The 22,392-nt window shown below is 61.3% G+C and carries 24 protein-coding genes; 9 read left to right on the forward strand and 15 right to left on the reverse strand.

Annotated elements, in window-relative coordinates; translation table 11 throughout:
• Positions 1–44: 44 nt before the first annotated feature.
• Positions 45–1,577: a sensor histidine kinase gene (locus NKH52_RS05445; RefSeq protein WP_352733886.1), complete on the forward strand. Its 1,533-nt coding sequence runs from the start codon at positions 45–47 to the stop codon at positions 1,575–1,577.
• A gap of 13 nt (positions 1,578–1,590) precedes the next feature.
• Here the strand turns inward: NKH52_RS05445 and NKH52_RS05450 are convergent, their stop codons facing one another.
• The 3 genes from NKH52_RS05450 to NKH52_RS05460 form a co-directional block, all read right to left on the reverse strand.
• Entirely contained in the window at positions 1,591–2,049 is a 459-nt protein-coding gene (locus NKH52_RS05450; protein ID WP_127295174.1) for a hypothetical protein, read from the reverse strand.
• An 11-nt stretch (positions 2,050–2,060) separates the two neighbouring features.
• Positions 2,061–2,387: an ElaB/YgaM/YqjD family protein gene (locus NKH52_RS05455; protein ID WP_023811001.1), complete on the reverse strand. Its 327-nt coding sequence runs from the start codon at positions 2,385–2,387 to the stop codon at positions 2,061–2,063.
• Between the two features lie 127 nt (positions 2,388–2,514).
• Positions 2,515–3,276: a Crp/Fnr family transcriptional regulator gene (locus NKH52_RS05460; RefSeq protein WP_256747408.1), complete on the reverse strand. Its 762-nt coding sequence runs from the start codon at positions 3,274–3,276 to the stop codon at positions 2,515–2,517.
• A 208-nt stretch (positions 3,277–3,484) separates the two neighbouring features.
• Here NKH52_RS05460 and NKH52_RS05465 point away from each other — a divergent pair, with 208 nt between their 5' ends.
• A complete protein-coding gene (locus NKH52_RS05465) occupies positions 3,485–3,796 on the forward strand; it encodes a response regulator (protein ID WP_050580453.1) in 312 nt (103 codons plus the stop codon).
• A 13-nt stretch (positions 3,797–3,809) separates the two neighbouring features.
• Here the strand turns inward: NKH52_RS05465 and NKH52_RS05470 are convergent, their stop codons facing one another.
• Together NKH52_RS05470 and NKH52_RS05475 are read right to left on the reverse strand one after the other, a co-directional pair.
• Positions 3,810–4,361: an RNA polymerase sigma factor gene (locus NKH52_RS05470; protein ID WP_013529285.1), complete on the reverse strand. Its 552-nt coding sequence runs from the start codon at positions 4,359–4,361 to the stop codon at positions 3,810–3,812.
• 3 nt (positions 4,362–4,364) lie between these two features.
• The gene (locus NKH52_RS05475; protein WP_023810998.1) at positions 4,365–4,568 is read right to left on the reverse strand and encodes a NepR family anti-sigma factor; all 204 of its coding nucleotides are present in this window, start codon (positions 4,566–4,568) and stop codon (positions 4,365–4,367) included.
• A 208-nt stretch (positions 4,569–4,776) separates the two neighbouring features.
• On the opposite strand from NKH52_RS05475, the gene NKH52_RS05480 reads away from it, so the two are divergent.
• From NKH52_RS05480 to NKH52_RS05505, 6 genes are all read left to right on the forward strand, one after another.
• The gene (locus tag NKH52_RS05480; protein ID WP_023810997.1) at positions 4,777–5,571 is read left to right on the forward strand and encodes a response regulator; all 795 of its coding nucleotides are present in this window, start codon (positions 4,777–4,779) and stop codon (positions 5,569–5,571) included.
• A gap of 276 nt (positions 5,572–5,847) precedes the next feature.
• Positions 5,848–6,015 (forward strand): DUF1328 domain-containing protein, encoded by a 168-nt coding sequence (locus tag NKH52_RS05485; protein WP_013529282.1) that lies wholly within the window; start codon positions 5,848–5,850, stop codon positions 6,013–6,015.
• 176 nt (positions 6,016–6,191) lie between these two features.
• The gene (locus tag NKH52_RS05490; RefSeq protein ID WP_352733883.1) at positions 6,192–7,223 is read left to right on the forward strand and encodes a sensor histidine kinase; all 1,032 of its coding nucleotides are present in this window, start codon (positions 6,192–6,194) and stop codon (positions 7,221–7,223) included.
• 129 nt (positions 7,224–7,352) lie between these two features.
• Positions 7,353–7,529 carry a hypothetical protein gene (locus tag NKH52_RS05495; protein WP_127295168.1) on the forward strand — a complete coding sequence of 59 codons (177 nt, stop codon included), beginning with the start codon at positions 7,353–7,355 and terminating at the stop codon, positions 7,527–7,529.
• 120 nt (positions 7,530–7,649) lie between these two features.
• A complete protein-coding gene (locus NKH52_RS05500) occupies positions 7,650–7,976 on the forward strand; it encodes a hypothetical protein (protein WP_352733881.1) in 327 nt (108 codons plus the stop codon).
• 83 nt (positions 7,977–8,059) lie between these two features.
• Entirely contained in the window at positions 8,060–8,305 is a 246-nt protein-coding gene (locus NKH52_RS05505; RefSeq protein WP_013529278.1) for a YMGG-like glycine zipper-containing protein, read from the forward strand.
• Between the two features lie 95 nt (positions 8,306–8,400).
• Here NKH52_RS05505 and NKH52_RS05510 read toward each other — a convergent pair whose 3' ends face one another.
• From NKH52_RS05510 to xylF, 4 genes are all read right to left on the reverse strand, one after another.
• Positions 8,401–10,029, reverse strand: a complete 1,629-nt coding sequence (locus tag NKH52_RS05510) for a CHASE domain-containing protein (RefSeq protein WP_352733878.1) — start codon at positions 10,027–10,029, stop codon at positions 8,401–8,403.
• 127 nt (positions 10,030–10,156) lie between these two features.
• Complete coding sequence (locus tag NKH52_RS05515) at positions 10,157–10,957, reverse strand: ATP-binding cassette domain-containing protein (protein ID WP_352733876.1); 801 nt, start codon at positions 10,955–10,957, stop codon at positions 10,157–10,159.
• A gap of 11 nt (positions 10,958–10,968) precedes the next feature.
• Positions 10,969–12,321 (reverse strand): sugar ABC transporter permease, encoded by a 1,353-nt coding sequence (locus NKH52_RS05520; protein ID WP_352733874.1) that lies wholly within the window; start codon positions 12,319–12,321, stop codon positions 10,969–10,971.
• Between the two features lie 145 nt (positions 12,322–12,466).
• Positions 12,467–13,507 carry a D-xylose ABC transporter substrate-binding protein gene (gene xylF, locus NKH52_RS05525; RefSeq protein WP_352733872.1) on the reverse strand — a complete coding sequence of 347 codons (1,041 nt, stop codon included), beginning with the start codon at positions 13,505–13,507 and terminating at the stop codon, positions 12,467–12,469.
• 269 nt (positions 13,508–13,776) lie between these two features.
• Here xylF and NKH52_RS05530 point away from each other — a divergent pair, with 269 nt between their 5' ends.
• Entirely contained in the window at positions 13,777–15,021 is a 1,245-nt protein-coding gene (locus NKH52_RS05530; protein ID WP_352733870.1) for an ROK family protein, read from the forward strand.
• 33 nt (positions 15,022–15,054) lie between these two features.
• Here NKH52_RS05530 and NKH52_RS05535 read toward each other — a convergent pair whose 3' ends face one another.
• The 6 genes from NKH52_RS05535 to pstB all read right to left on the reverse strand — a co-directional run bounded on the left by NKH52_RS05535 (position 15,055) and on the right by pstB (position 22,382).
• Positions 15,055–16,374: an HlyD family type I secretion periplasmic adaptor subunit gene (locus NKH52_RS05535; protein WP_352733868.1), complete on the reverse strand. Its 1,320-nt coding sequence runs from the start codon at positions 16,372–16,374 to the stop codon at positions 15,055–15,057.
• Between the two features lie 3 nt (positions 16,375–16,377).
• Entirely contained in the window at positions 16,378–18,102 is a 1,725-nt protein-coding gene (locus NKH52_RS05540) for a type I secretion system permease/ATPase (RefSeq protein WP_352733866.1), read from the reverse strand.
• 77 nt (positions 18,103–18,179) lie between these two features.
• Positions 18,180–19,604, reverse strand: a complete 1,425-nt coding sequence (gene eglC, locus NKH52_RS05545) for an endo-1,3-1,4-beta-glycanase EglC (RefSeq protein ID WP_352733949.1) — start codon at positions 19,602–19,604, stop codon at positions 18,180–18,182.
• Positions 19,605–20,123: 519 nt separating this feature from the next.
• Positions 20,124–20,813 (reverse strand): phosphate regulon transcriptional regulator PhoB, encoded by a 690-nt coding sequence (gene phoB / locus NKH52_RS05550; RefSeq protein ID WP_010911896.1) that lies wholly within the window; start codon positions 20,811–20,813, stop codon positions 20,124–20,126.
• Positions 20,814–20,829: 16 nt separating this feature from the next.
• Entirely contained in the window at positions 20,830–21,537 is a 708-nt protein-coding gene (phoU, locus tag NKH52_RS05555) for a phosphate signaling complex protein PhoU (RefSeq protein WP_127267720.1), read from the reverse strand.
• Positions 21,538–21,563: 26 nt separating this feature from the next.
• A complete protein-coding gene (pstB, locus tag NKH52_RS05560) occupies positions 21,564–22,382 on the reverse strand; it encodes a phosphate ABC transporter ATP-binding protein PstB (protein WP_224698713.1) in 819 nt (272 codons plus the stop codon).
• Between the last annotated feature and the right edge of the window lie 10 nt (positions 22,383–22,392).

Here is a 22,392-nt window from a genome sequence, read left to right on the forward strand (position 1 = left end):
CAGTGCAAGCATGCGGCGGCGAAGACCGGGACGAGGCAATTGGGGTGACTGGCAAGACGCAAACAGCACCCGATCTGCCGGCCGAAGTTGCGCGCGCAGTCAAGGATGTTGACCGGCTGGCCGTGCTGCACGGGCTGGAGATGCTGGATACGGCTGCCGACCCGGATTTCGACCGGGTCAGCAGCCTTGCCGCGGCGGTGATGCAGGCGCCGATGGCCCTGGTCACACTTGTCGACCTCGAACGGCAGTGGTTCAAATCCTGCTTCGGCCTGGACGAGACCGAAACCGCGACCGACGCTTCGTTCTGCGCCCATGCGATTTCCGCCGGCGACGAGCCGATGGTGGTCGTGGATGCAACGACGGACCCTCGTTTCAAGACCAACCCGCTGGTCACCGGGAAGCACCATGTCCGCTTCTATGCCGGCGCGCCGATGATCGTGGCAGGCGCCCGCATCGGCACGCTGTGCGTGCTCGACCGCGAGCCGCATGGTTTTCCATCCCGCGCCGAGCTCGACCAGTTGAAGGCCCTCGCCGGCCTCGCCGCCAGCCTGTTCACCCTCAAGGACGCAACCCGCAGCGGCGCGATCGCCGAGGCCGCACTGGTGCGCGAGGAAAAACGACGCGCCATCGCACTCGATGCGGCGTCGCTCGCCAGCTGGGCATGGGATATCCGCACCGATATCATCGAATGCGACACATTGATGTCGGAGCTGTTCAGCCTGCCGCGCTCCAACCGGCTGCGCGCACGTGACATCCTCGCCGCCATCGATCCGCGTGACGTCTACCAGACCGAAACCCGCTTTCGCGACGCCCTGACCGGCAGCGACGACTATTTCGGCGAATACCGGGTGAAGGGCTTTCATCCGCCGCGCTGGCTCGCCACGCGCGGCCGTGTGATCGAGCGTGACGCCGACGGCAGGCCGACATTGATCTTCGGCGTCAACTACGACATCTCCGAGCGCAAGCTCGGCGACGAACGGCAACGGCTGCTGCTGCGTGAGCTCAACCATCGCGTCAAGAACACTTTGGCGACCGTCCAGGCGCTGGCAACGCAGACCGTGCGCCATGCCCGCCAGCCAAGCCAGTTCCTCGAGGCCTTCGGCGCCAGGCTTCAGGCCCTGGGCATCGCCCACAATCTGTTGTCGGACCGCGAGTGGCGTGGCATCGGCATCAGTGAACTCGTCCAGATCGAGGTCAAACCTTTCGAAACGGCCGAGCAGCCGCGCATGACGATCTCCGGCGACGACCTGCTGCTGTCGCCCGACCAGGCCATCGGGCTTGGCCTGATCCTGCATGAACTCGCCAGCAACGCGCTGAAATATGGCTCGCTGTCGGTGCCGTCAGGCAGGGTCGACCTCGGCTGGAGGACGCAAGGCAGGAGGGATGCCCGGCGTCTTGTGCTGACCTGGCGCGAAAGCGGCGGCCCGCAAGTCGCTCCGCCGGATCGGCACGGCTTTGGCTCGATCCTCATTCGCCGCAGCCTTGCCAAGGTCATTTCCAGCGAAGTGACTCATGAATTCCGGCCGGAAGGCGTATTTGCCGAAATATCGATGCCCCTGGAAGATCTATCGAAGTGACCTCCCGACAGCTCTATCTCCGCTCGCTCTCGTCCGGATCGTCGGATTTCACATTCTCGCGGTAGATGGCGTAGGCCGCGAGCGCCACGGCCGGCCCCAGAATGACGCCGAGACCGCCTTTTCCCTTAAGCAGGCTCGGCAGCACGGCGAGTGCGGCGGTGATGCCGATCGCCTTCATGTCGGCATTGCGGCGCTGCGCCCGGCGCCGGGCGCGCGAGCCTGCCGATATCCGGTAGACCAGCAGGACAACCCCGGCAAGCACCAGAAAACCGACGCCGAACCCCAGTGCCGCGGCAAGCGGCCCATAGCGCATCGCCGTCCAGATATAGGCGGCCCCGACAAGAAAGCCGAGACCGCAAAGTGCGGCGGCCATGGCGATCACATAGACGATTGCCGCCGTGCGCGCCCGGTATATGGCGGCCACGGTCTCCCCCGAGGCGAGACCCGAGATCAGGGTTGCCAGCATTCCCATCCGAAGCGCGACTAGCGACGCGCGATGAGCGCGAAAAGGAAGCCGACGCCGGCGGCGATCGCCAGTGACGTCACCGGCTTTTCGCGTACACTTGCCATCATCTGCGCTTCGATGTCCTTGGCATTGCTGCGCAGGCTGTCAAAGGCTGCTTCGCCCTGCGCACGCAACTGCTCGACCCCTTCCGTGGCTGCGCGGCGCGCGGTGCCATAACCATGCTCGCCGGTCTTGGCCAGTTGTTTGGTGAGCTTGTCGATGTCGGCCTTCAACTGCCTGATGTCGGCTTCCAGGTCCGCATTTGCACGGGCGTCGTTTGCGGTCTTTCCTGCGGCAGTGGCCATGGCTTAACTCCTTGTGATTGCTTGGTTTCAAACGCGCTGCCCGCCTCAAGGTTCCGGCATTGGGGACAAAGTAGCCGAAAACGCATCGGCGCGCACCGGTCCGTCGGCTCCGGCAAAAGACGCTTCCTCAGATTAATGGCCGGCGCGCTTCACCCAGCCCTTCCCAGCCGGCGAGCCGCTTGAGGCCTTCATTGTCGGAGACCACGCAGCCGCCGTCGCGCCAGACGATCAGCTTGCGATCCATCAGCTTGCGGATCGTCTTGTTGGTGTGAACCAGCGACAGGCCGAGCGTATCGGCAATGTGCTGTTGCGTGATCGGTATCTGGACAGATTGGTTGCCATTCAGTCCGACGACCTTGGCGCGGCTGCCGATGAAGGCGATGAGATAGGCAGCGCGCTCGATCGCACTGCGGCGCCCGAGGCTGAGCAGGTTCTCGTCCAGCATCCGCTCTTCACGCGATGCGATCCAGGTGATGTCATAGGCCAGCCCGGGATGATTGCGGTACAGCTCATGCAGATATTCGCGCTCGAAAACACACAGCAGCATCGGCGACAGTGCCTCCACGGAATGCTGCATCTCGCCCATCACACTGCCTTGCAGGCCGATCAGATCGCCGGGCATGAGATAGTTGAGGATCTGGCGGCGGCCGTCCCGCAACAACTTGTAGCGAAACGCCCAGCCGGAGAGCACGGTGTAGAGATGGGCGCTATGGCTTCCCTCCACCAGCACCGTGCCACCCTTTTCGACTGCGAGTTCGCCCTTCTTGAATTTGCTGATGAAGGCCAGTTCCTGTTTTTCGAAATCGCGGAAAATCGGCAACGGCCGCAATGGGCAGTTCTCGCAAGGATATTGGCGGCTGGAGAAAGCGCTATTGTTCTGGACTGACATTTCGCCCCCCTTCGAAAGCCCGCTCTTGGAGGAGCGCGTTTCATCGCGTTGCAAGGATTGAGGTTCCGCCCGCTTGCCACATGTCTTTTTTAAATGACAGCAAGCGAATTAGCGATCATGACTCCGGCGTTTCAAGGAGTCTTTGCCTGTGCCCACATTGCTTGACGGATTGCGGATTCTGGTCCTGGAGGACGAATTTCTGATCGCCATGGATGTCGAGCAGCTTTGCCGCGACCATGGCGCCGATGAGGTGGTGATCGCCCGTGACCTGACCGAGGTCGATGGCCGCGAGGTCGCCACGCGATTCGATGCAGCCATTGTCGACTTGATGCTGGGCGGCGCCTCGACGATCGATTTCGCCTCCGGGCTGCGCGCGGCAGGCATACCTTTCGTGTTTGCGTCGGGCTATTCGGATGCCGATGAAATCAAGGCTTCGTTTCCGGGCGTCAGGCTGGTTGGCAAACCGTATTCGGGTGAAGACCTCGTGCAGGCGGTCGCCGCGGCCTGCGGACGCGCTTGAGACACGATCGCGGTCAGCTCGCAGGCGAGCTCGTTACCTGGGCCGAAATTGCGTCCGGACCATACTCGTCCTCGCCTGATATTTTCAGGATCTCCTGCAAGCGCGTACGGGCTCGGCTGACGCGGCTCTTGATCGTCCCCACCGCGCAACCGCAGATCTCGGCGGCCTCCTCGTAGGAAAAACCAGACGCACCGATGAGGATGATGGCTTCGCGTTGGTCCTCCGGCAATTGCTCCAGCGCCCCACGAAAATCCTTCAGGTCAAGCTGGCCGTGCTGAGCCGGATGAACGGCAAGCCTGGCCGTCATGATACCGTCGCTGTCCTGCACTTCGCGCCCGCGCTTGCGCATCTGCGAATAGAACTCGTTGCGCAGGATGGTGAAAAGCCAGGCCTTGAGATTGGTGCCGGGCTGGAAGCTCTCATGCTTGTCCCAAGCCTTGACGAGCGTTTCCTGGACGAGGTCGTCGGCTTTATCGGCATTTTGCGTCAGCGATACGGCGAACGCGCGCAGACTTGGGATTGCCCCAAGCAGATCAGTCTTGAAGCCTTGTGAGACCGCGGCCATGCCTCAGTCCTTCTTCTGTGCGGGTTCAGCCTGTTCCAGCTGGCTAAGCAACTGGGAAAAGCGATCCGGCACATCGTCGGAGACCAGCGCGTCATAATATTGTTTGAGTTTGCGTCCGATTTCGGAGTTCGGTCCAAGAGCGTCACCAGAACCGTTCCGGCGCCTGCTCTCGGCGCCAGCCAGAATATCTTTCGTCATATCCTTCATTTTGCCCTTGTATTCCCAGCTCAAGCCGCTCTTATAATACTCAACACAAAGCAAGCGGCACCCTCGTCTGGCTGCCCATCCCGACCACAAACGCCACTCCCCGGCTTTTGTTCCATCGAGGCGGAACTTTTTCAAAAAATCCGCGTTAACGTCAGGCTTGCAGTCAGCCTGACCTGCTACCACGTCATTCTGAGGGAGACGTCTTACCATGAGCTTATCCGCCACCATCGCACCACATCTGCCCTTCCTGCGCCGCTTCTCGCGGGCTGTTTCCGGGTCGCAAGAGAGTGGTGATGCGCTGGTAGCCGCGATGCTCGAGGCCATCATCGCCGATATTGAGATATTTCCCGAAGCATCGAGCGACCGCATCGCGCTGTACAAGGTTTTCGCCAAGCTATTCACATCGGTCGCCATCCGCGTCCCACAGGAGCAGGCGCAATCGGCGTGGGAACAGCGCACCGCCGCCAATCTGAATGCGATCGCGCCGCGGCCTCGTCAGGCCTTCCTGCTCGTGGCTGTCGAAGGCTTCAGCGAGGACGAAGCGGCTGAGATCCTCGACGTCGGCGACCAGGAGTTTTCAGAGCTGCTTGCCCAGGCGAGCAACGAGATATCCCGTCAGGTGGCAACCGACGTTCTGATCATCGAGGATGAACCGCTGATCGCCATGGATATCGAAGAAATGGTAGAGAGCCTCGGGCACCGCGTCGTTGGAACGGCGCGCACCCATGCCGAGGCAGTGATGATGTTCGGCAAGACACGGCCGAAGATGGTGCTGGCCGACATCCAGCTTGCCGACGGCAGTTCCGGCATCGAGGCCGTGAACGAGATCCTGTCATCGACGTCGGTGCCGGTCATCTTCATCACCGCCTTCCCCGAGCGCCTCTTGACTGGCGAACGGCCGGAACCGGCCTTCCTGGTCACCAAGCCGTTCAATCCCGACATGGTCAAGGCGCTGATCAGCCAGGCATTGTTCTTTGACCGCCAGGCGAAAGCCGCCGCATAGTCGTGAATTGAGGAGTGGAGGAATTGAGGAATTGAGGAATTGAGGAATTGAAGGCGATAGCCTCGCTCGCCGATTTCTCCAGATCATCAAATCGTCAATTCATTAATTCCTCAATTCTTCACTTTGGGCCGCCTGATGCACCGCATCGGGCGGTGACGGCTAATTTCCTGCGCGTCCGGTTGCCTACCGAATTGCAAGCTCGGTCTTTTTCGGCAAAGGGTGGGAACAAACCGCAACCACCCACGTTTTTATCGCACCATTCGAAGGAGATGCATCATGCTTTACTGGGCGCTCGTATTTCTCGTCGTTGCGATCATCGCCGGCGCGCTTGGTTTCGGCGGCATCGCCGGTACATCTGCCGGCATAGCGCAGATATTGTTTTTCATTTTCCTCGCTTTCCTGGTCATTTCGCTTCTTGCGGGCCTGTTCAAACGGGCTTCGTAACAACGAACGGCCGAACACTGGAAGCCGCACCCCTCAAACGGTTTCCAGCCACCGCCGGGCGGTGTCCTAAAGGACGCCGTCCGGCGGACCGTTTTTTGGCGGCCGTTTCGGGAAACCTGTTTGGAACCCATTCACCGGTGAGCCGTTCAGCCTGAATTGGGTGGACAGTTTGGCCGATGGGTTCCAGGACCGGAAACAGGAAGGACGACGTGCAAAGCGATGAAGTCATCGCCCTTCATCCTGCCGAAAGCGGCATGCAGCTCGGCCGCGCCCTTCTTCACGCGTTGCACAATGCCGGCATTTCCGTTCTCTACCAGGATCGCGAGATGAAAACCGTATGGGCGCGCAACATGCGTGCACCCTGGGTTTCGGACACCACCGACAGCATCGGTATTCTGCCGGAGGCGCAGGCCGACCGCATCGGCGCGGCCAAGCGCGACGTCATTGCATCCGGCAACCCCCAACGTCTCGAGATCAGCGTTCCCGTCGAGGATGGCAGCCGCTGGTTTGAGGTCTGGATCGATGCCGACCACGGCGACGGCGGCACGGTGCAAGGCGTCGTCACCACAATGGTCGAGACGACCGAGCAAAAGCGCCGCGAGCAGACCCTGACGACGCTGTTGCGGGAGGTAAGCCATCGCTCCAAAAACCTGCTGGCGATCATCCAGAGCATAGCCACCCAGACCGGTCGCTACTCCGACAGCATCGGCGATTTCCTGACACGCTTTCGCGGCCGGCTGCAATCGCTGGCTTCGTCCCAGGATCTCGTGACCTCTTCCAACTGGCGGGGTGCAGCACTTCGCGAACTCGTATCGGGCCAGGTGGGCCGCTACGGCGGCGATCCGGTTCGCAGCCTGAGGTTTCAGGGGGCGAACCCCTATCTCAATCCCAACGCTGCCCTGCATATCGGCCTTGCGATGCATGAACTCGCCGTCAATTCGGTGAGTTATGGCGCCCTGTCGCGCCCCGATGGATTCGTCGATGTTACAGCTAACCTGACCGCCGCCGACACGGGAACCTCCCTGTCCCTGACATGGGCCGAGGCAATCGGAGCCAGTGATGTTGGGCGTAGCGAGAAGCGCTTCGGCAGCGTCGCACTCGAACGGGTCGTGCCCACGTCGCTGAACGGAACGGCGACGCTCGAAATCGCGGCTGGCCGTCTCGAGTACCGCCTTGTCGTTCCGCACGGCAATTTCGAGACGGATTGAGCGACCCGAGCTTCCTTAACCAGCCGTTCACCATAAAAGCAGATGCTGCTTTTCCCAGATACCGCTGGAACTTGTTGCATCACCGAACATTTCCGCAGCAGGATTGCAGCATGGTGCGGGAGGAATGCCTTGACGGTTGCCGACATGAACAGACTGGAGCAGGCCGCCCGGATTTCCATGGGCGAGTTTGAGGACTCCGAGGCATCCGCGCCACCGCTGGCCCCTGTTCCCAATGGGGCCTTGCGCCTTGTCGCGCTGGGCCTGCTGGCCGTGATCGCGGTGGTCGCCCTGTACCAATTGGTCTGAGGCCAGCTCGTTTCGGCCGGTGACAGAATCGATTGTCGCCCTCTTACTTCCCTGCCCGGCCCAGCGAGCCAGGAACTTTGGCGAATGTAGACCGTTACTATGGCGAGAGGACTTCCCGCCATGGAACATATCGCTGCATTGCTGTTGGTCATCGGTTGCTCGAACACGATGGCCGACTGCCGGGAACTCCAGGTGCCCGTAAGCGTTTTCGCGAGCGCCGAGCAATGCGTGGCCGAACGCCCGTTCGTCTTGGGCGACGTGCAAGGGCAGGCTGACAACATCGTCGCCAAATGCCTTGCCGTCGATCCGGCGCTTGAAGACGACTATGATAAGATCGTCTGGAATGTGCGCGCCGATGGTACGCTTGACGCGTCTTTGGCAATTTCCAGCCTGGTAATGGCGTCGAACGCGGCACGCCCAGAAAAAGACTATCTTCACCAACAATAGATTGCAGCAGCAAAGGCCGTCATTTCATGCTAAATGGCAGCTGGAGCTTTACCAAGTGAGGACAAAAAGTGAGGAGTGACTCTATGCGGAAGATGATTATTGCCCTGGTTGCGGTGGTTGCCGTCAGCGGCTGCACCTCGACTGAGAAGGACGTGGTTGGCGGCGGCTTGATCGGCGCCGGTGTCGGCGGCTTGGTCGGCGGCGGCAAGGGCGCGCTGATCGGCGCGGCCGTTGGTGCCGGTTCCGGCCTGCTGGTGCGCAACCTGCGCAACGGCTATTGTCAATATCGCGATCATCGCGGCCGGATCTACACGGCTCGCTGCAACTGATTCGGCGATCATCGAAACGTCGATCCGGAGGCCGGTCAGCTGGCCTTCGGATTTTTCATGTCTGGACGCTTGATCCTTTTCGGTGAAGGTCGCGCTCAATTGGCGAGTGGAATTTTGATTTCCACCTTCAGCCCATTGGCCTGGTAATCGCGTTTGATCGTACCGCGCAGTTCGCGCGTCACGTTGAGATCGATCAGCTTGGTGCCGAATCCGGTCTTGGCTGGCGCTTCGAGTTTCGTCTGCCCGTTTTCGCGCCAATTGAGAGCCAGCGTCCTGTCGCGCCCCCGCCCTTCGACCGACCAGTCCACTTTCAGCGCGCCGACGGAATTGCCGGCTTCGCCGTATTTCAGCGCATTCGTCGCCAGTTCGTGGAAGGTCAGGCCGAGCGCTTGCGTCGTGGTTTCGTCGAGCAGCACCTGTGGCCCGGACAACAGCTCTTCGGGCAGCTCCTTGCCGAACACCTGACCCAGCTCGATGCGCAGGAGATCGCCAAGATCGGCCTTCTGCCAGCGCGAGCGCGTCAGCATGTCCTGGGACGCCGCCATCGCCTGCAGCCTGGCCGAGAAGGATGCGGAAAACTCGTTGACGTCGGTAGCCCGCGATGCCGTCTGGCGCGCGATAGCCAGCACCCTGGTGATCGAATTCTTGATGCGATGCTTCATCTCCTGCAGCATCAGGTCTTTTTCGATCAGGCTCTTTTCCGTCGTTTCGTGCAACCGCGACGCTGCCTCATAGGCCCGCTCCTGATAGCGCGCCACCAGCGCGATGGCGCCCGCCAACAGCAGGCCGAACAGTCCCAGCATCACCGGAATGGCGCGCGACGACGGCTGCGAGAAGGCGCTTGTCGGCCGGAACAGGACAGTCCATGGTCGTCCCGCCACGATGATCTTTCGGGTGACCAGCAGCCTGTCGCCGAAAGTCGACGCCGGCGGCGTCTCCGACCGGAACAACAGATTGTCACCGTTCACGACACCATCGCCATCATAGATTTCGGTGTTGACCGGCAGCAGCGGCGACCGGCTGAGCGCGGTCTGGAACAGATCGCGAGCCCGAAAGGCCGCATAGAGAAAACCGGCCGTCGAGGATCTCGAAGCATTGATGACGTCGGGAGCGGTTTCGACATTGAGCCGCACGAAAACGAAGAAGCCGGTGAACGTCTGCGCGGCGCCCGTGTCCTGGCCCAGTTGCACCAGCCCGCTGGCGTGCTGCTGGTCGTCGGACATCGCCTTTTCGATCGCCACACGCCGCACCGGTTCGCTGAACATATCGTAGCCGATGCCGGCTTGGTTGGATGGATCCAGCGGTTCGAACAGCACGATAGGGGTACGCCAGGGTTGCGTGGTATCCGGGTAGATTGGATGACTGACGCCATAATCGTGCAGCATATCGCGTTCGACCGTCGCCTCGTCGCCCGCCTTTGCCAGTCTGAGGAAACCGATGCCGCGCAAGCCGGCGAAATTCTTGTCGACATCGAGCGCGGTGAAGAACGCCTTGAACTCATTGCGAGAAATATCGCCATTGCGGGCATCGAACAGGGCCTGCGTCGAGCGCAGCAGCGACAGATGCAGGTCGATGCGGCTCTCGATCCGGTTGAGCGCATCGTCGGCAGTCGCCTCGAACTTGATGCGCGCGGCTTCCTGCGTGGCGAAATAGGCGAAACCTGCCATCACCATGCTGATTAGTGCGACGGCGATAAAGGCGATGATCGGAAAAAGCTTCTTCAACGGATCGTGCGGTCCCTGAGCAATGTCGGACCTTTATGGGCAAGTCGCCGTGCCAATACAATGCCAAGGCCAAGCCATCCTTACGGCTGGCATATCACGTGTCCGGCAACCGCGATCTGGCTCGATCTCAGGCCGCTATCTTCAGCGCGCCCGGTCCGGGAATGGCGCCCGGCGGGCATTTGCCCAGAATGATCATCCCCAGCACCTCGTCCTGGGTGACATCGGTGGTGCGGGCGGTGCCGACGACCTGGCCGTTCTTCATGACGCAGACCCGGTCGGCTAGCTCGAACACATCGTGGATATCGTGGCTGATCAGGAAGATGCCGATGCCGTCGGACTTTAGCTGCTTGACCAGTTCGCCGACCTGCGCCGTTTCCTGCGGACCAAGCGCCGCCGTCGGCTCGTCCATGATCAGGATGCGCGCATTGAACAGGATTGCACGCGCGATCGCCACCGATTGCCGCTGGCCGCCCGACAGCTTGATCACCGGCTCCTTGAAGCGCTGGAACCGGGGATTGAGCCGACCCATCACCTTGCGTGCCTCGGCCTCCATGGCAACGTCGTCGAGCGTGCCCCAGGCGGTCATCAGCTCGCGGCCGAGGAACAGATTGGCGGCGGCGTCGACATTGTCGGCCAACGCCAGCGTCTGGTAGATCGTCTCGATGCCGTATTTCTTGGCATCGCGTGGATTGGAGATCGATGCCTCCTCGCCGTTGACGAAGATCTGGCCCGAATCGCGCTTGTAGGCGCCGGACAGTATCTTGATCAATGTCGACTTGCCGGCGCCGTTGTGGCCGAGCAGCGCCACGACCTCGCCGGGGAAAAGATCGATCGAGGCGTCGTCGACGGCGCGGATGCCGCCAAACGCGATCGAGATGTTCCTCATGTCGATCAGCGTGGTGGCTGCAGGAGCAGTCTTGTCAGTCATGGCATGCCCTCCTAGACGCGCTTGCGATAGACGGTGTCGAGCCACACGGCGATCACCAGTACGGCCCCGACGACGATGCTCTGCAGCGGCGAGTCGACGCCGAGCAGCACCATGCCGGACTGCAGCGACTGCATCAGCAGCGCGCCGAGCATGGCGCCGATGATCGTTCCCGACCCGCCGGCTAGCGACGTGCCACCGATCACGGCGGCTGCAATGACGAGCAGCTCGTCGAGCGTTCCAAGCACGTTGGTGGCCGAATTCTGCCGGGCCGAGGAGATCGCCGCAGCGATCGTGGCCAGCACGCCCATGATCATGAACACCTTCATGGTGATCCAGCGCGTGTTGATGCCGGCGAGATTGGCCGCCTCGGGATTGCCGCCGATGGCGAAGACATAGCGGCCGAAACGGGTGCGGTTGGTGATGAAGGTCATGACCAGCCCGACGGCGACCGCCATCAGCACCGGTATGGCGATGCCGTGGGCGATGAACAGGCCGCCTTCGGGAACGGTGATGTTGTTGGCGGCCGCATATCTGTTCACGATGCCGATCGGCCAGGGGTAGGAATTGGCGAGCCAGACCGCGCCCATGATGGCGCCGCAGGTGACGATTCCGAGCAGCGTCTCGGCCCAGATCGGACGTAGCGGAAACCGGAAACGCTTGCGCTGCACCCGGCCGTTGAACAGCCCAAACACCACGGCGAGGCAGGCGACGATCCCGACGACCCAGCTCCAGGTCGCGCCGATCGATCCCGCCGGCCCGCCGCCCATCAGCTGAAAGGTGGCGTCGAGCGGCGCCACGGTCTGGCCACTGGTGACCCACCAGGCGGCGCCGCGCCAGACCAGCAGACCACCCAGCGTCACGATAAAGGCGGGCACTTCGAGATAGGCGATGACAAAGCCCTGGAAGGCGCCGATCAGCAGGCCGAGCGCCAGGCCGATGACCAGCGCCAGGACCCAGATCCACGGATTGCCGAGTTCGAGCCCGACAAAGCGCACCAGGAAATGCACCTGGGCAAATCCCATCACCATGCCGATCAGGCCCTCGGCGGAACCGACCGACAGGTCGATGTTGCGCATGACGATGACCAGCACCATGCCGCAGGCCATGATCGCGACCGCGGATGTCTGCACCGACAGGTTCCACAGATTGCGCGGTGTGAGAAAGGTGCGGCTGTCGAAATCGAGCGGGTTGACGCCGAGGCGCAGGCTGGAAATGACATGCAGCCCAATCCAGATGACCAGCAGCGCGCCGATCATGCCGAGCATGCGGGTATCGATCTCGGTCGCCTTCAGGAACCGGGCGACGGCCCCGAGTTCCGACGCGCGCGCCGTATCGGTCTGCGGGTTTGACGTCGTATCGGTCATGATTTCCTCCCACCGACTGGCCGTCTGACGCGCATGCCGGAGCCCAGCCTAGAAGCTATCCGCATGATGCGGAAACGCAAAAGTTTTTGAGAAAACGCCGCGGCTTTTGGGCCGCGGCGTTGAGAATGCAGGAACAAGCCAGCTTTTAGTTGCAGGCCGCGACGGTGCCGGCAGCGACGCCCGTGCAGACTTCTTCCTTCTTGATCCAGCCAGCGTCGATGACGAGGTTGAGATTGTCCTTGGTGATGGCAATCGGGGTCAGGAACAGCGACTTGACGGTGTTGCCGCCCGGCGTCGTGAAGTCCTTGGCGCCGGCAATGTCGCCGGTCTTCTTGCCGTCTGCGAGCTGCGAAGCGATCTCGGCGGCATTCTTGCCGAGCTCCCGCGCGTCCTTCCACACCGAAACGGCCTGCGTGCCGAGCGCGATACGGTTCAGCGCGGCGTGGTCGCCGTCCTGACCCGAGACCGGCACAGTGCCGGCAAGGCCTTGCGCCGTCAGCGCGGCGACGACGCCACCCGCGGTGCCGTCATTGGCCGCGACCACCGCGTCGACTTTGTTGTCGTTGGCGGTCAGGAACTGTTCCATGTTCTTCTGGGCGTTGGCGGGCAGCCAGCCGTCCGTGTAGGCTTCGCCGACATTCTTGATCTTGCCGCTGTCGATGGCTTCCTTGAGCACTTCCATCGAGCCCGAGAACAGGAAGTCGGCATTGGGATCGGCACCGGAGCCCTTGATGAAGACGTAGTTGCCTTCCGGCTTGACCTTGAACACTTCGCGGGCCTGCATGCGGCCGACTTCCTTGTTGTCGAAGGTCAGGTAGAAGACGTCCTTGTTTTCGATCAGCCGGTCATAGCCGACGACCGGAATGCCTTCGTCCAGCGCCTTCTGCACCGCAGGGCCGATGGCCGAGGCGTCCTGCGCCAGGATGATCAGCGAATTGGCGCCCTGCGAAATCAGGCTTTCGACGTCGGTGAGCTGCTTGCCGGGATTGGACTGCGCATCGGCGGAGATGTACTTGTCGCCGGCGGCCTCGATCGCCGTCTTCATGGCGGCCTCGTCGGTCTTCCAACGCTCTTCCTGGAAATTGGACCACGAAACGCCGACGACCTTGTCCTTCGCCTGCGCGACAGACGCGAGCGTCAGCGACATGGCGGCACCCGCCAGGATGGCGGCTGTGAATCTTTTCATATTATCCTCCCTGCGCCGCGTATGGCGCGACCAAACTGACCCGAGGGCCGGCACAGAAGCCCTATTTTTTCGAGCCTCGAAAAAACACTGGGCCAACGCCTGAACGCTGTCAACATCGAATCTGATGGATTTTGATGGCCTTTCGAATTTTTTTCGAGTCCCGGAATAAATAAATGACAGGGCGCGCGGCTTCTGCCAGTATTTATCTGCGTTGCCGACAGCGTTCCAGGGCAGGAAGAACCGCGGCGACCGGGAGGACGTGAAAGAACATGTCGGTCGGAATCCGCCACGACGATCTGCGTCGCCGCAACCGGGCGATGGTCATTGCGGCCGTGCGCCAGGCCGGACAACCGTCCCGCACCGAAATCGCCGCGACCACGGGCCTCAGCCACTCGACCATATCGGCGATCTCCTCCGACCTGATCGGCGAAGGCATCCTTACCGAAAGCAAGCCGAGCGAGGCCGGCTCGCTCAAACGCGGCCGGCCGCAGGTCGGCCTCAGCCTCAATCCGGAAGCGGCCGCGGTAATGACCGTGGTGCTGTCGCTGAACTTCCTCTCCGTCGCCGTCATCGACTATGCCGGCCAGGTAGTATCCGAGGAACAGCGCCGGCTGGACACGCTGACGATGTCGCGCGAGGCGCTGATCGGCGAATGCACGGCAATCGTGCGGCGCCGCCTGGCAGATCCCGATCTGGACGTGCGCAGCATCGCCCGCATCGCGCTGGCCATCCAGGGCATCACCGACACCCGTGCCCGCGCCATGCTGTGGTCGCCGATCACGCCGCACACCGACATCGCCTTCGCTGACATATTCGAAGACGAGTTCGGCATCCCCGCCATAATGGAGAATGACTGCAACATGATGGCGGTGGCATTGCGGTGGCGCGATCCGCTGCGCTACCGAGACGACTTCATCGCTATCCTTTTGTCGCACGGCATCGGCATGGGACTGGTGCTGAAGGGCGAATTGTTCACTGGCACCCATTCTTCGGGCGGCGAATTCGGCCACATGATCCATCGGCCGAACGGCGCGCTCTGCCGCTGCGGACGGCGCGGCTGCGTCGAAGCCTATGCGGGCAATTACGCCATCTGGCGCAACGCCAGGCAGATGGGCGAGAATGCAGAACCCGTCGCCGATGTCAGCGACGCCGACATGCGCGCCCTGGCTGCCGCGGCCCGCGAAGGTGACGGACCCGAACGGGAAGCCTATCGCAAGGCCGGCGAAGCGCTCGGCTACGGCCTCGGCAGCCTGTTCGCGCTGATCGATCCGGCGCCCGTTGCCATGGTCGGCGTCAGCGCGGCCGCCTTCGACCTGATAGAGCCGGCACTGCGCGAAGCGATTGCCCAGACCGCCGGCGGCCAGCACTCAAAATCGATTTCCTTCGATACAGAGCCGAACGAACTGCCGCTGATCCGCGAAGGCTGCGCCATGCGGGCATTGATCTTCGTCGATCAGGAGATTTTTGCGCCGGGCGTGCAGGCGAGAGGGAGCGCCGGAAAGAGCGTGGCGTGAGGGCCAGGGTCAAAATTGCGCGGTCCGCAACATCTACCGCTCCGTGAAAGCGCGCGCAAAGGAATCGCGCATCGGCCGTACGAGATACTCGAAGAAAGTCCGTTCACCGGTGCCGATGAACGCTTCTACCGGCATTCCAGGGTAAAGCTGCTCCGCTTTCACGCCGGGCGGCAAGTCGGCGGCAATCTTCAGCTTGGCGCGGAAATAGGGTTCATGCGTAGCCTGATCGATGAGCCGATCTGCGGAAACCTGTGTCACCATGGCTGAAATCTCAGGGGTGAGCCGCATGTTCAACGCTGATAGTCGCAGTTTTGCCGGCTGGCCGACACGAACCTGGTCAATGTCTTTCGGCGGCAGCCGTGCATCGACGATCAAGCCCGATGCCGTAGGCAGAATCTCCATGATCTTCTCGCCGGGGGCAATCACGCTGCCCTTGGAATTGTAGGTGGACGATACCACGATGCCCCCCGCCGGCGCCTTGATCGTCGTCCGCCGCAGCACTGCCTCGGATGCCCGCATCTGTTCGTCAATGTCAGCCAGCGAAGAACGTACCTCGTCGAGTTTCGTCAGGGCTTCCTCCACGCGTTGCGTGGTCAGGCGCTCTATCTGCTCCTGCGCTTCGACGATCTGGGTGTTGGCCGATGCAAGATTTGCCTCCATCGCCCCTGCCTGCCCGACGAGATCTGCCTCGCTACGCAAAAGCTGCGAATATTCGGTGCGATTGGTGAGGCCCTTGTCCAAAAGGTTGGTCTTGATGCCCAGTTCTTTCTTCACGACTTCGGCCTGTTGCTGAATGGCCTGTTTCTGGGCCTGCAACCCGACAACAGACTGGCGATGCATGGCAACCTGTTGCCTGAGGATCGATTGTTCGGATCGAAATCGGGCGAGCCTGGCGTTGAATTCCTTCCGCTGTTCTTGAACCAGGACCTCGAAATTGTGCTGGAACGGTGCTGGCGCAGCCTCTGTGATTGGCGCAAGCCGATCCAACCCGTCGCGTTCCGCCTCCAGCCGCGAGGCGCTGGCCTTCAAAGCGATCGACTGTCTCGTCAGCCGGTTGAGTTCGGCTTGCGCGGCTGTTCGATCCAGCAGGATCAGTTCCTGGGCCTGTTGCACGCGATCACCCTCATGGACGAGCAACTCTTGGATGATGCCGCCCTCGGGATGCTGGATGAGGATGTTCCCGCCTGTCGCCGAGATCGTGCCTTGCGTGATGACCGCGCCGGACAACGGTGCACTGACCGCCCAATAGCCAAAGCAACCCACCAATATCGCTATTGCCGCGTATCCGGCGAATGCCACCCGGCGAATGTCGGTGCGTGCTGTGCCTTCCCGGACGAGGCTCTGCGCTGTCATCTTCTACGATCCAAAGCGGACGCTATGAGGGGTGCTGCGGATCGTCGTGGCAAAAGACCCTGTCACCGCCATGCTGCGCTGTGGGGCAAGGCCGATGCCGGCGATCGGCTGCCGCATCACGTCGCCGCTTGGACCGAAGGCTTCGATCACTCCGCTGCGCAGAAGCATCACGCGGTCGCAGGCTGCGGCGACCGAAGGGCGGTGCGTTATCACGATTGTCGTAACGCCCGCCGCTTTCGCGGCGGCAAGCACTTCTTCGAGCGCGGCTTCGCCGCCGCCGTCGAGATGGGTACTGGGCTCATCCAGAACGAGGACATGCGGATTGCCGTAAAAAGCGCGCGCCAGCCCGATCCTTTGGCGTTCGCCGCCCGACAGTGTTCTGTCCGACGGACCTATTCTGGTCTGGTAGCCGTCTCGCTGCTCCAGTATCAGCTCATGCGCCCGGGCATTCTTTGCTGCCTCGACGATCGAGGCGTCATTCGCATCGGGTTCAAAGCGGGCGATATTTTCCGCGATCGATCCGGGAAAGAGCTCCACCTCCTGAGCGAGATATCCGATATGCCGGCCAAGCTGCTTCTCGTCCCAGGTTCTGAGATCGGCGCCGTCAATCCTGACGCAGCCGCTGGTTGCCTGAATCGCACCGACAAGTAATCTTGCCAGGGTGGACTTTCCGGCTCCGCTCGGACCTATTATCGCCACCGCTTCGCCTGCGCCGATGCGGAAGTTCAGTCTCTTGATGATGGGTTCGGTGCCGGGTGTGGCGTTCGGCGCGACAAAGATGAGGCCCTGCACGACAATTTCGCCGGACGGGTCCGCCAAGGTCAATTTTTGCGCATGCGCCGGATGGGCGGAAAACGCCTTGTCCAACCGCTTCCACGATCGTCTGGCGTCGACGATCTGCCGCCATGACCCGATCAGTTGGTCGAGCGGCTGCAGCGCGCGGGACGACACCAGGGAAGACGCGAAGATCATGCCGGCCGTCATCTTCCCTTGCAGCACGAGCCATGCTCCGACACCCAGTATTGCCAGCTGAAGCATCATGCGTACGGCTCGCGACGTTCCACTGAAAATCGCGTTGGCCATCGACGAACGGTCATGCAGGACTAGCGCCTCCGCCACGTGCCTTCCCCACACTCGCGCGGCGTTTTGGATCATGCCCATGGCGCGCAGCGTCTCTGCATTCCGGGCAAAGGCCTGCTCCGACAGACTGGCAACAGCCGAGCGTTCCGCCGACAAGGCGTCATTCCTGCCGGTGGCAAACTGATTTGCCACGACCAGCGCAAGCAACAGCGCAGATCCTGCCAGCGTAAGCCAGAACAGCAAAGGATGGATGAGGTACAGCAGGGCGAGGAAGAACGGAGCAAACGGCAGGTCGAACAAGACCGCCGCGCCGCGTGACCTGATGAAGGCGCATACCGAGGCAAGGTCGCGCAGTGGAGACAGGGCCGCTCCCGCGGCGTACTTAGCCTCCAGCGAGACGGCGAATGTCCTCGCGCCCAGTCTGTTGTCGACAATGGCTGCAACGCGCTGCGTGTAAACGGAGCGGACCGCATCGAGGAGACCGAGAAAGGCGAGTGCGAGAACCGCGATAGCAGAGAGGTAAAGAAGCGTCTCGACGCTGGAGGAAGGCAGGACGCGGTCATAGACCTGCAAGAGATAAAGGGGGATCACCAATAGCAGGATGTTGATGAGGAACGAAAAAACACCGACATCGGCGATGGCGCGCATCAAGACTGCCCGCAGATCAGACCATGCAATCATTCCCGCGCTCCTAACGGCTCATGGCCCCAACATCAGGGCGTCGCTTAGACCGAATGGTCGCCGGCGATGTCCAAGGGGTGGTGCTGCAGGTCGTCCAGCGTATAGGCGCGGATGTAGTCGATCTTCATCTCCGCTGGCGTAGCCAGATGGTCAGGAGGCTGGCCGGCAATGCCGCCCACCGCGAGATTGGCCAGCATATACATAGGATCGTGCATGTCGGCCGGCGTCGCTGCTTGAGCGACCTTTACACCATCATAGGTCCAGACAAGCTCATCCTTCGTCCAGAGCAGGCCATAGGTGTGGAAACCGTCGGTATCCGCAACGTTCACCGTTGACGAAACCTTCGTGTGCGCTCCCGTCTCATTGGAATGCGCCGTCATGTAGAGCGTGTTCGGGTCCTGGCCACGCGTTTCGACAACGTCCAGCTCCGGCGGCCACGATCCGTCCTCCGGAAGCAGCCAGAACGCCGGCCAGGCTCCGGCTGTTTCAGGGAGATCCGCCCGCATTTCGAAATAGCCGTAGGTTTGCGAGAAGGTGTCGTGGGTCGTCAGGATCCCCGAGGTGTATTCGTAGTTGTTGATCAGAGGCTTGATGTCCTCCGGCGCCTGCGCGGCGGTGATGGTGAGGACGCCGTTCTCAACGCTGAACGGATGGACCGAACTCGTTGGGCCATAATTGGCGTCGATATACCACTGCAACTCACCATTGCTGCTCAACGTGCTGCCGTTCGGCGCTCCCCACCAGAAATTGGAATTCCAGGTGCCGTCCTGCCCGTCCCGAAGGCTCAGCGTGTTGAAATCGTCGGAGAAGGACAGCGTCATTGCGGACTTGTCGATCGGAAGTTCGAACTGGGTGGGCTGCAGCTTGTCGATGGTCGTATTCTTGAACACCAGGATCTCGTCGGATCCGAGGTTCAGCATCACGTTCGATTCCACCTGGACCATCTGTGAACGGACGGCATCGAACGAAGTGAAGTCGTAGCCGTCAAGCCGGACCGCATCGGTCGCACCGAAGTCGAAGATAAGATCGCTTCCATTACCTTTGGAGATGGCGAAAGTATCGGCGCCATCGCCGCCGATCAGGACATCATTTCCCTTGCCGCCATCCAGCGTCTGGTGACCCGACCCGCCCTTGATGATGTTGTCCACCGCATTTCCGAACGCAAATCGGTTGGTGCCGGTAACGACGAGGTTCTCGAAATTGTCGGGGAGCTTGTAGCTCATCCATGTGTCGATCGTGTCGATCCCTGCCCCAGGATCCTCGACCACCTTATTGTTGGTGGAATAGAGATGATAGTAGTCGTCGCCGGCGCCACCGTAGATCGTGACATTGACGCCGGTGTCTCCCCAGAAGGAGTCGTTGCCGGAGGTGCCATGCAGTTCCGGTCCAGACCCGGTGGCCGAGAACCAATGAGTGGAAGCGCTGGTGTAGGCAAGAGGGATGCCCTTGGCGTTTAAGACCGTGCTCATCAGAAATCCTTCCTCATGGCGTCCGACCTGGTCAAAGGTCCGGCGACAGCTTTCAAAGCAACGTTGCAAAGAACGAGATCGTTCCACGGAATCGTCATTAGATCCGAGATCGCATTGAACAATCGAAAGACGAGCAATGAATAGATAGGAAAGGATTCGCAGCTTGAGGTAATTTATTAAAATTGTATATTTATGCAGAATACGCGTCATTCGACGAACGTATATCTAAATTAACTCAAATTCATTCTGGTCGGAGTCTGCGGGAAAGATGACGACGTATCAAGTAATTCGCCGTGCTTCCTGGCCAGCCGGGGCCCAATAGAGAGTTTGGGAGATCGGGAAACGCGAGAAGCTGCCTGTCGCTTTGGCCCAAATGCAGTCATTCGAAACCTGATGAGGATGACCGCTCCTGGCGTCACGTGCTCGCTCCCCATCGATGAGACGAGTGCAACATTCCACCGGCTGTTGGCGACCGCGTGCTAATCGAGTTTTCCCGATCTATCGGGACGGAACAGCCACCTAGTCTTCCCTGATCGCGTAGCCCGCCCCGCGGATCGTGCGGATGACATCAGGCATGCGGCCGTTGTTGACCGCCTTGCGCAACCGCCCGACATGTACGTCGACCGTGCGCTCATCGATGTAGATCGTTTCGCCCCAGACATTGTCGAGCAGCTGGCTGCGCGAGAACACGCGGCCTGGATGGCGCATCATGAATTCGAGCAGGCGGAATTCCGTCGGCCCAAGCCGGATCTCGCTCTTCTTGCGATAGACACGGTGCGACTCGCGATCGAGCACGATGTCGCCGACCTTGAGCACGCTGGACAGCACTTCCGGCTTGGCCCGGCGCAGCAGCGCCTTGACCCTGGCCATGAACTCCGGCGTCGAGAAAGGCTTGACCAGATAGTCGTCGGCACCGGTCGACAGGCCGCGCACGCGGTCGCTTTCCTCGCCTCGCGCGGTCAGCATGATGATCGGCAGCCGCTCGGTCTCGGGACGCATTCGCAGGCGCCGGCATAGTTCGATACCGGAAACCGCGGGCACCATCCAGTCGAGCACCAGAAGGTCGGGAACGTTCTCCTGCAGTCGGATCTCGGCCTCGTCGCCGCGCGTCACCACCTCGACCTGGTAGCCTTCGGATTCGAGGTTGTAGCGGAGCAGCACGCCTAGCGGCTCCTCATCCTCCACCACCATGATGCGTGGTGCGATCATCGGCTGGTCACCCCTGTTATGCCGCTGGCGCGGACATTGCCGTCTCGTCCTGCTTCGGACGATTGGCTGGCAACTGCGTGCCGGTCAAAACATAATAGGCATTCTCGGCGATGTTGGTCACGTGATCGCCGATCCGCTCGAGGTTCTTGGCGCAGAACAACAAGTGCGTGCACGCCGTGATGTTGCGGGGATCTTCCATCATGTAGGTCAGCAGCTCGCGGAACACCGAGGTGTATTTGACGTCGATGCGTTCGTCATTGTTTCTGAGCGTGGCAAGCGCTGCCGCGTCAGCGGCGGCATACTCGTCGACGACCCCCTGCACCTGGATCAGCACCAGCTGCGCCATCGCGTCGATCGAATGCGAAAGGTCGTGTGGCGTAACGCTCAGCCCGACAGTGCCGACGCGCTTGGCGATGTTCTTGGCCAGGTCACCGATGCGCTCGAGGTCGCCGGCCATGCGGATCGAACCGACCACCGCACGCAGATCGTTGGCCATTGGCTGGCGCTTGGCGATCAGCGTGATGGCGCGATCGTCCAGCTCGCGCTGGCGTGCATCCATGATGGCATCGTCGGAAACCACGCGCTGCGCCAGCGCATTGTCCGAATTGAGCAAAGCCTTGGTCGAGCCACTGACCATCGAACGGGCGAGATCGCCCATGTCGCGGATCAGTTGGCTGATCTGCTCCAGATCCTCATCGAAAGATGCGACGGTATGTTCACCCATGATCTTCGTCCCTCGTATGCCTGAGCTCAGCCGAACCGGCCGGTGATGTAGTCCTGGGTGCGTTTGTCGTCGGGGGTGGTGAACATCTTGTCGGTGGCGCCCTCCTCGACCAAATAGCCTAGATGGAACATCGCGGTGCGCTGCGACACGCGTGCTGCCTGCTGCATCGAATGGGTGACGATGACGATCGTATAGTTCTGACGCAGTTCGTCGATCAGTTCCTCGACGCGAGCAGTGGCGATCGGGTCGAGCGCCGAACACGGTTCGTCCATCAGGATCACCTCGGGTGACACGGCGATGGCGCGTGCAATGCACAGACGCTGCTGCTGGCCACCGGAAAGACCCGTGCCAGGTTCCTGCAAACGGTCCTTCACCTCGTTCCAGATCGCCGCCTTTTTCAAGCTCGACTCGACGATCTGATCCATGTCGGCCTTGCGCTTGGCCAATCCGTGGATGCGCGGCCCATAGGCGACGTTCTCGTAGATCGACTTGGGGAACGGATTGGGTTTCTGAAACACCATGCCGACGCGCGCCCTGAGTTCGACGACATCGATGTTCTTGTCGTAAATGTCTTCTTCGTCGAGCGTGATCTTGCCGGTTACCCGTGCTGAATCGATGGTGTCGTTCATGCGGTTGAGGCAGCGCAGGAAGGTGGACTTGCCGCAGCCGGAGGGGCCGATCAGCGCCGTCACCTGATTCAGGCGGACGTCGAGATTGACGTCGAACAGCGCCTGCTTCTCGCCATAGAACACGCCGACCTTGTCGCCGCGCATTTTGATCACTTCGTTCGACTTCATCTTGTCGCCCACTGCGTTTTCAAGGGACTGTTCGGTCATGATGTTCATACCAAAATGC

Source organism: Mesorhizobium sp. M1066, assembly GCF_040318635.1.
Lineage (GTDB): Bacteria > Pseudomonadota > Alphaproteobacteria > Rhizobiales > Rhizobiaceae > Mesorhizobium.

What these genes read in the sequence shown, in the direction of transcription:
- NKH52_RS05450 (WP_127295174.1), bottom strand. Translation starts at nt 2,049, where the DNA reads ATGGGAATGCTGGCAACCCTGATCTCGGGTCTCGCCTCGGGGGAGACC.
- NKH52_RS05455 (WP_023811001.1), bottom strand. Translation starts at nt 2,387, where the DNA reads ATGGCCACTGCCGCAGGAAAGACCGCAAACGACGCCCGTGCAAATGCG.
- NKH52_RS05460 (WP_256747408.1), bottom strand. Translation starts at nt 3,276, where the DNA reads ATGTCAGTCCAGAACAATAGCGCTTTCTCCAGCCGCCAATATCCTTGC.
- NKH52_RS05465 (WP_050580453.1), top strand. Translation starts at nt 3,485, where the DNA reads ATGGATGTCGAGCAGCTTTGCCGCGACCATGGCGCCGATGAGGTGGTG.
- NKH52_RS05470 (WP_013529285.1), bottom strand. Translation starts at nt 4,361, where the DNA reads ATGGCCGCGGTCTCACAAGGCTTCAAGACTGATCTGCTTGGGGCAATC.
- NKH52_RS05475 (WP_023810998.1), bottom strand. Translation starts at nt 4,568, where the DNA reads ATGAAGGATATGACGAAAGATATTCTGGCTGGCGCCGAGAGCAGGCGC.
- NKH52_RS05480 (WP_023810997.1), top strand. Translation starts at nt 4,777, where the DNA reads ATGAGCTTATCCGCCACCATCGCACCACATCTGCCCTTCCTGCGCCGC.
- NKH52_RS05485 (WP_013529282.1), top strand. Translation starts at nt 5,848, where the DNA reads ATGCTTTACTGGGCGCTCGTATTTCTCGTCGTTGCGATCATCGCCGGC.
- NKH52_RS05490 (WP_352733883.1), top strand. Translation starts at nt 6,192, where the DNA reads ATGGGTTCCAGGACCGGAAACAGGAAGGACGACGTGCAAAGCGATGAA.
- NKH52_RS05500 (WP_352733881.1), top strand. Translation starts at nt 7,650, where the DNA reads ATGGAACATATCGCTGCATTGCTGTTGGTCATCGGTTGCTCGAACACG.
- NKH52_RS05505 (WP_013529278.1), top strand. Translation starts at nt 8,060, where the DNA reads ATGCGGAAGATGATTATTGCCCTGGTTGCGGTGGTTGCCGTCAGCGGC.
- NKH52_RS05515 (WP_352733876.1), bottom strand. Translation starts at nt 10,957, where the DNA reads ATGACTGACAAGACTGCTCCTGCAGCCACCACGCTGATCGACATGAGG.
- NKH52_RS05520 (WP_352733874.1), bottom strand. Translation starts at nt 12,321, where the DNA reads ATGACCGATACGACGTCAAACCCGCAGACCGATACGGCGCGCGCGTCG.
- xylF (WP_352733872.1), bottom strand. Translation starts at nt 13,507, where the DNA reads ATGAAAAGATTCACAGCCGCCATCCTGGCGGGTGCCGCCATGTCGCTG.
- NKH52_RS05530 (WP_352733870.1), top strand. Translation starts at nt 13,777, where the DNA reads ATGTCGGTCGGAATCCGCCACGACGATCTGCGTCGCCGCAACCGGGCG.
- NKH52_RS05535 (WP_352733868.1), bottom strand. Translation starts at nt 16,374, where the DNA reads ATGACAGCGCAGAGCCTCGTCCGGGAAGGCACAGCACGCACCGACATT.
- NKH52_RS05540 (WP_352733866.1), bottom strand. Translation starts at nt 18,102, where the DNA reads ATGCGCGCCATCGCCGATGTCGGTGTTTTTTCGTTCCTCATCAACATC.
- eglC (WP_352733949.1), bottom strand. Translation starts at nt 19,604, where the DNA reads ATGAGCACGGTCTTAAACGCCAAGGGCATCCCTCTTGCCTACACCAGC.
- phoB (WP_010911896.1), bottom strand. Translation starts at nt 20,813, where the DNA reads ATGATCGCACCACGCATCATGGTGGTGGAGGATGAGGAGCCGCTAGGC.
- phoU (WP_127267720.1), bottom strand. Translation starts at nt 21,537, where the DNA reads ATGGGTGAACATACCGTCGCATCTTTCGATGAGGATCTGGAGCAGATC.
- pstB (WP_224698713.1), bottom strand. Translation starts at nt 22,382, where the DNA reads ATGAACATCATGACCGAACAGTCCCTTGAAAACGCAGTGGGCGACAAG.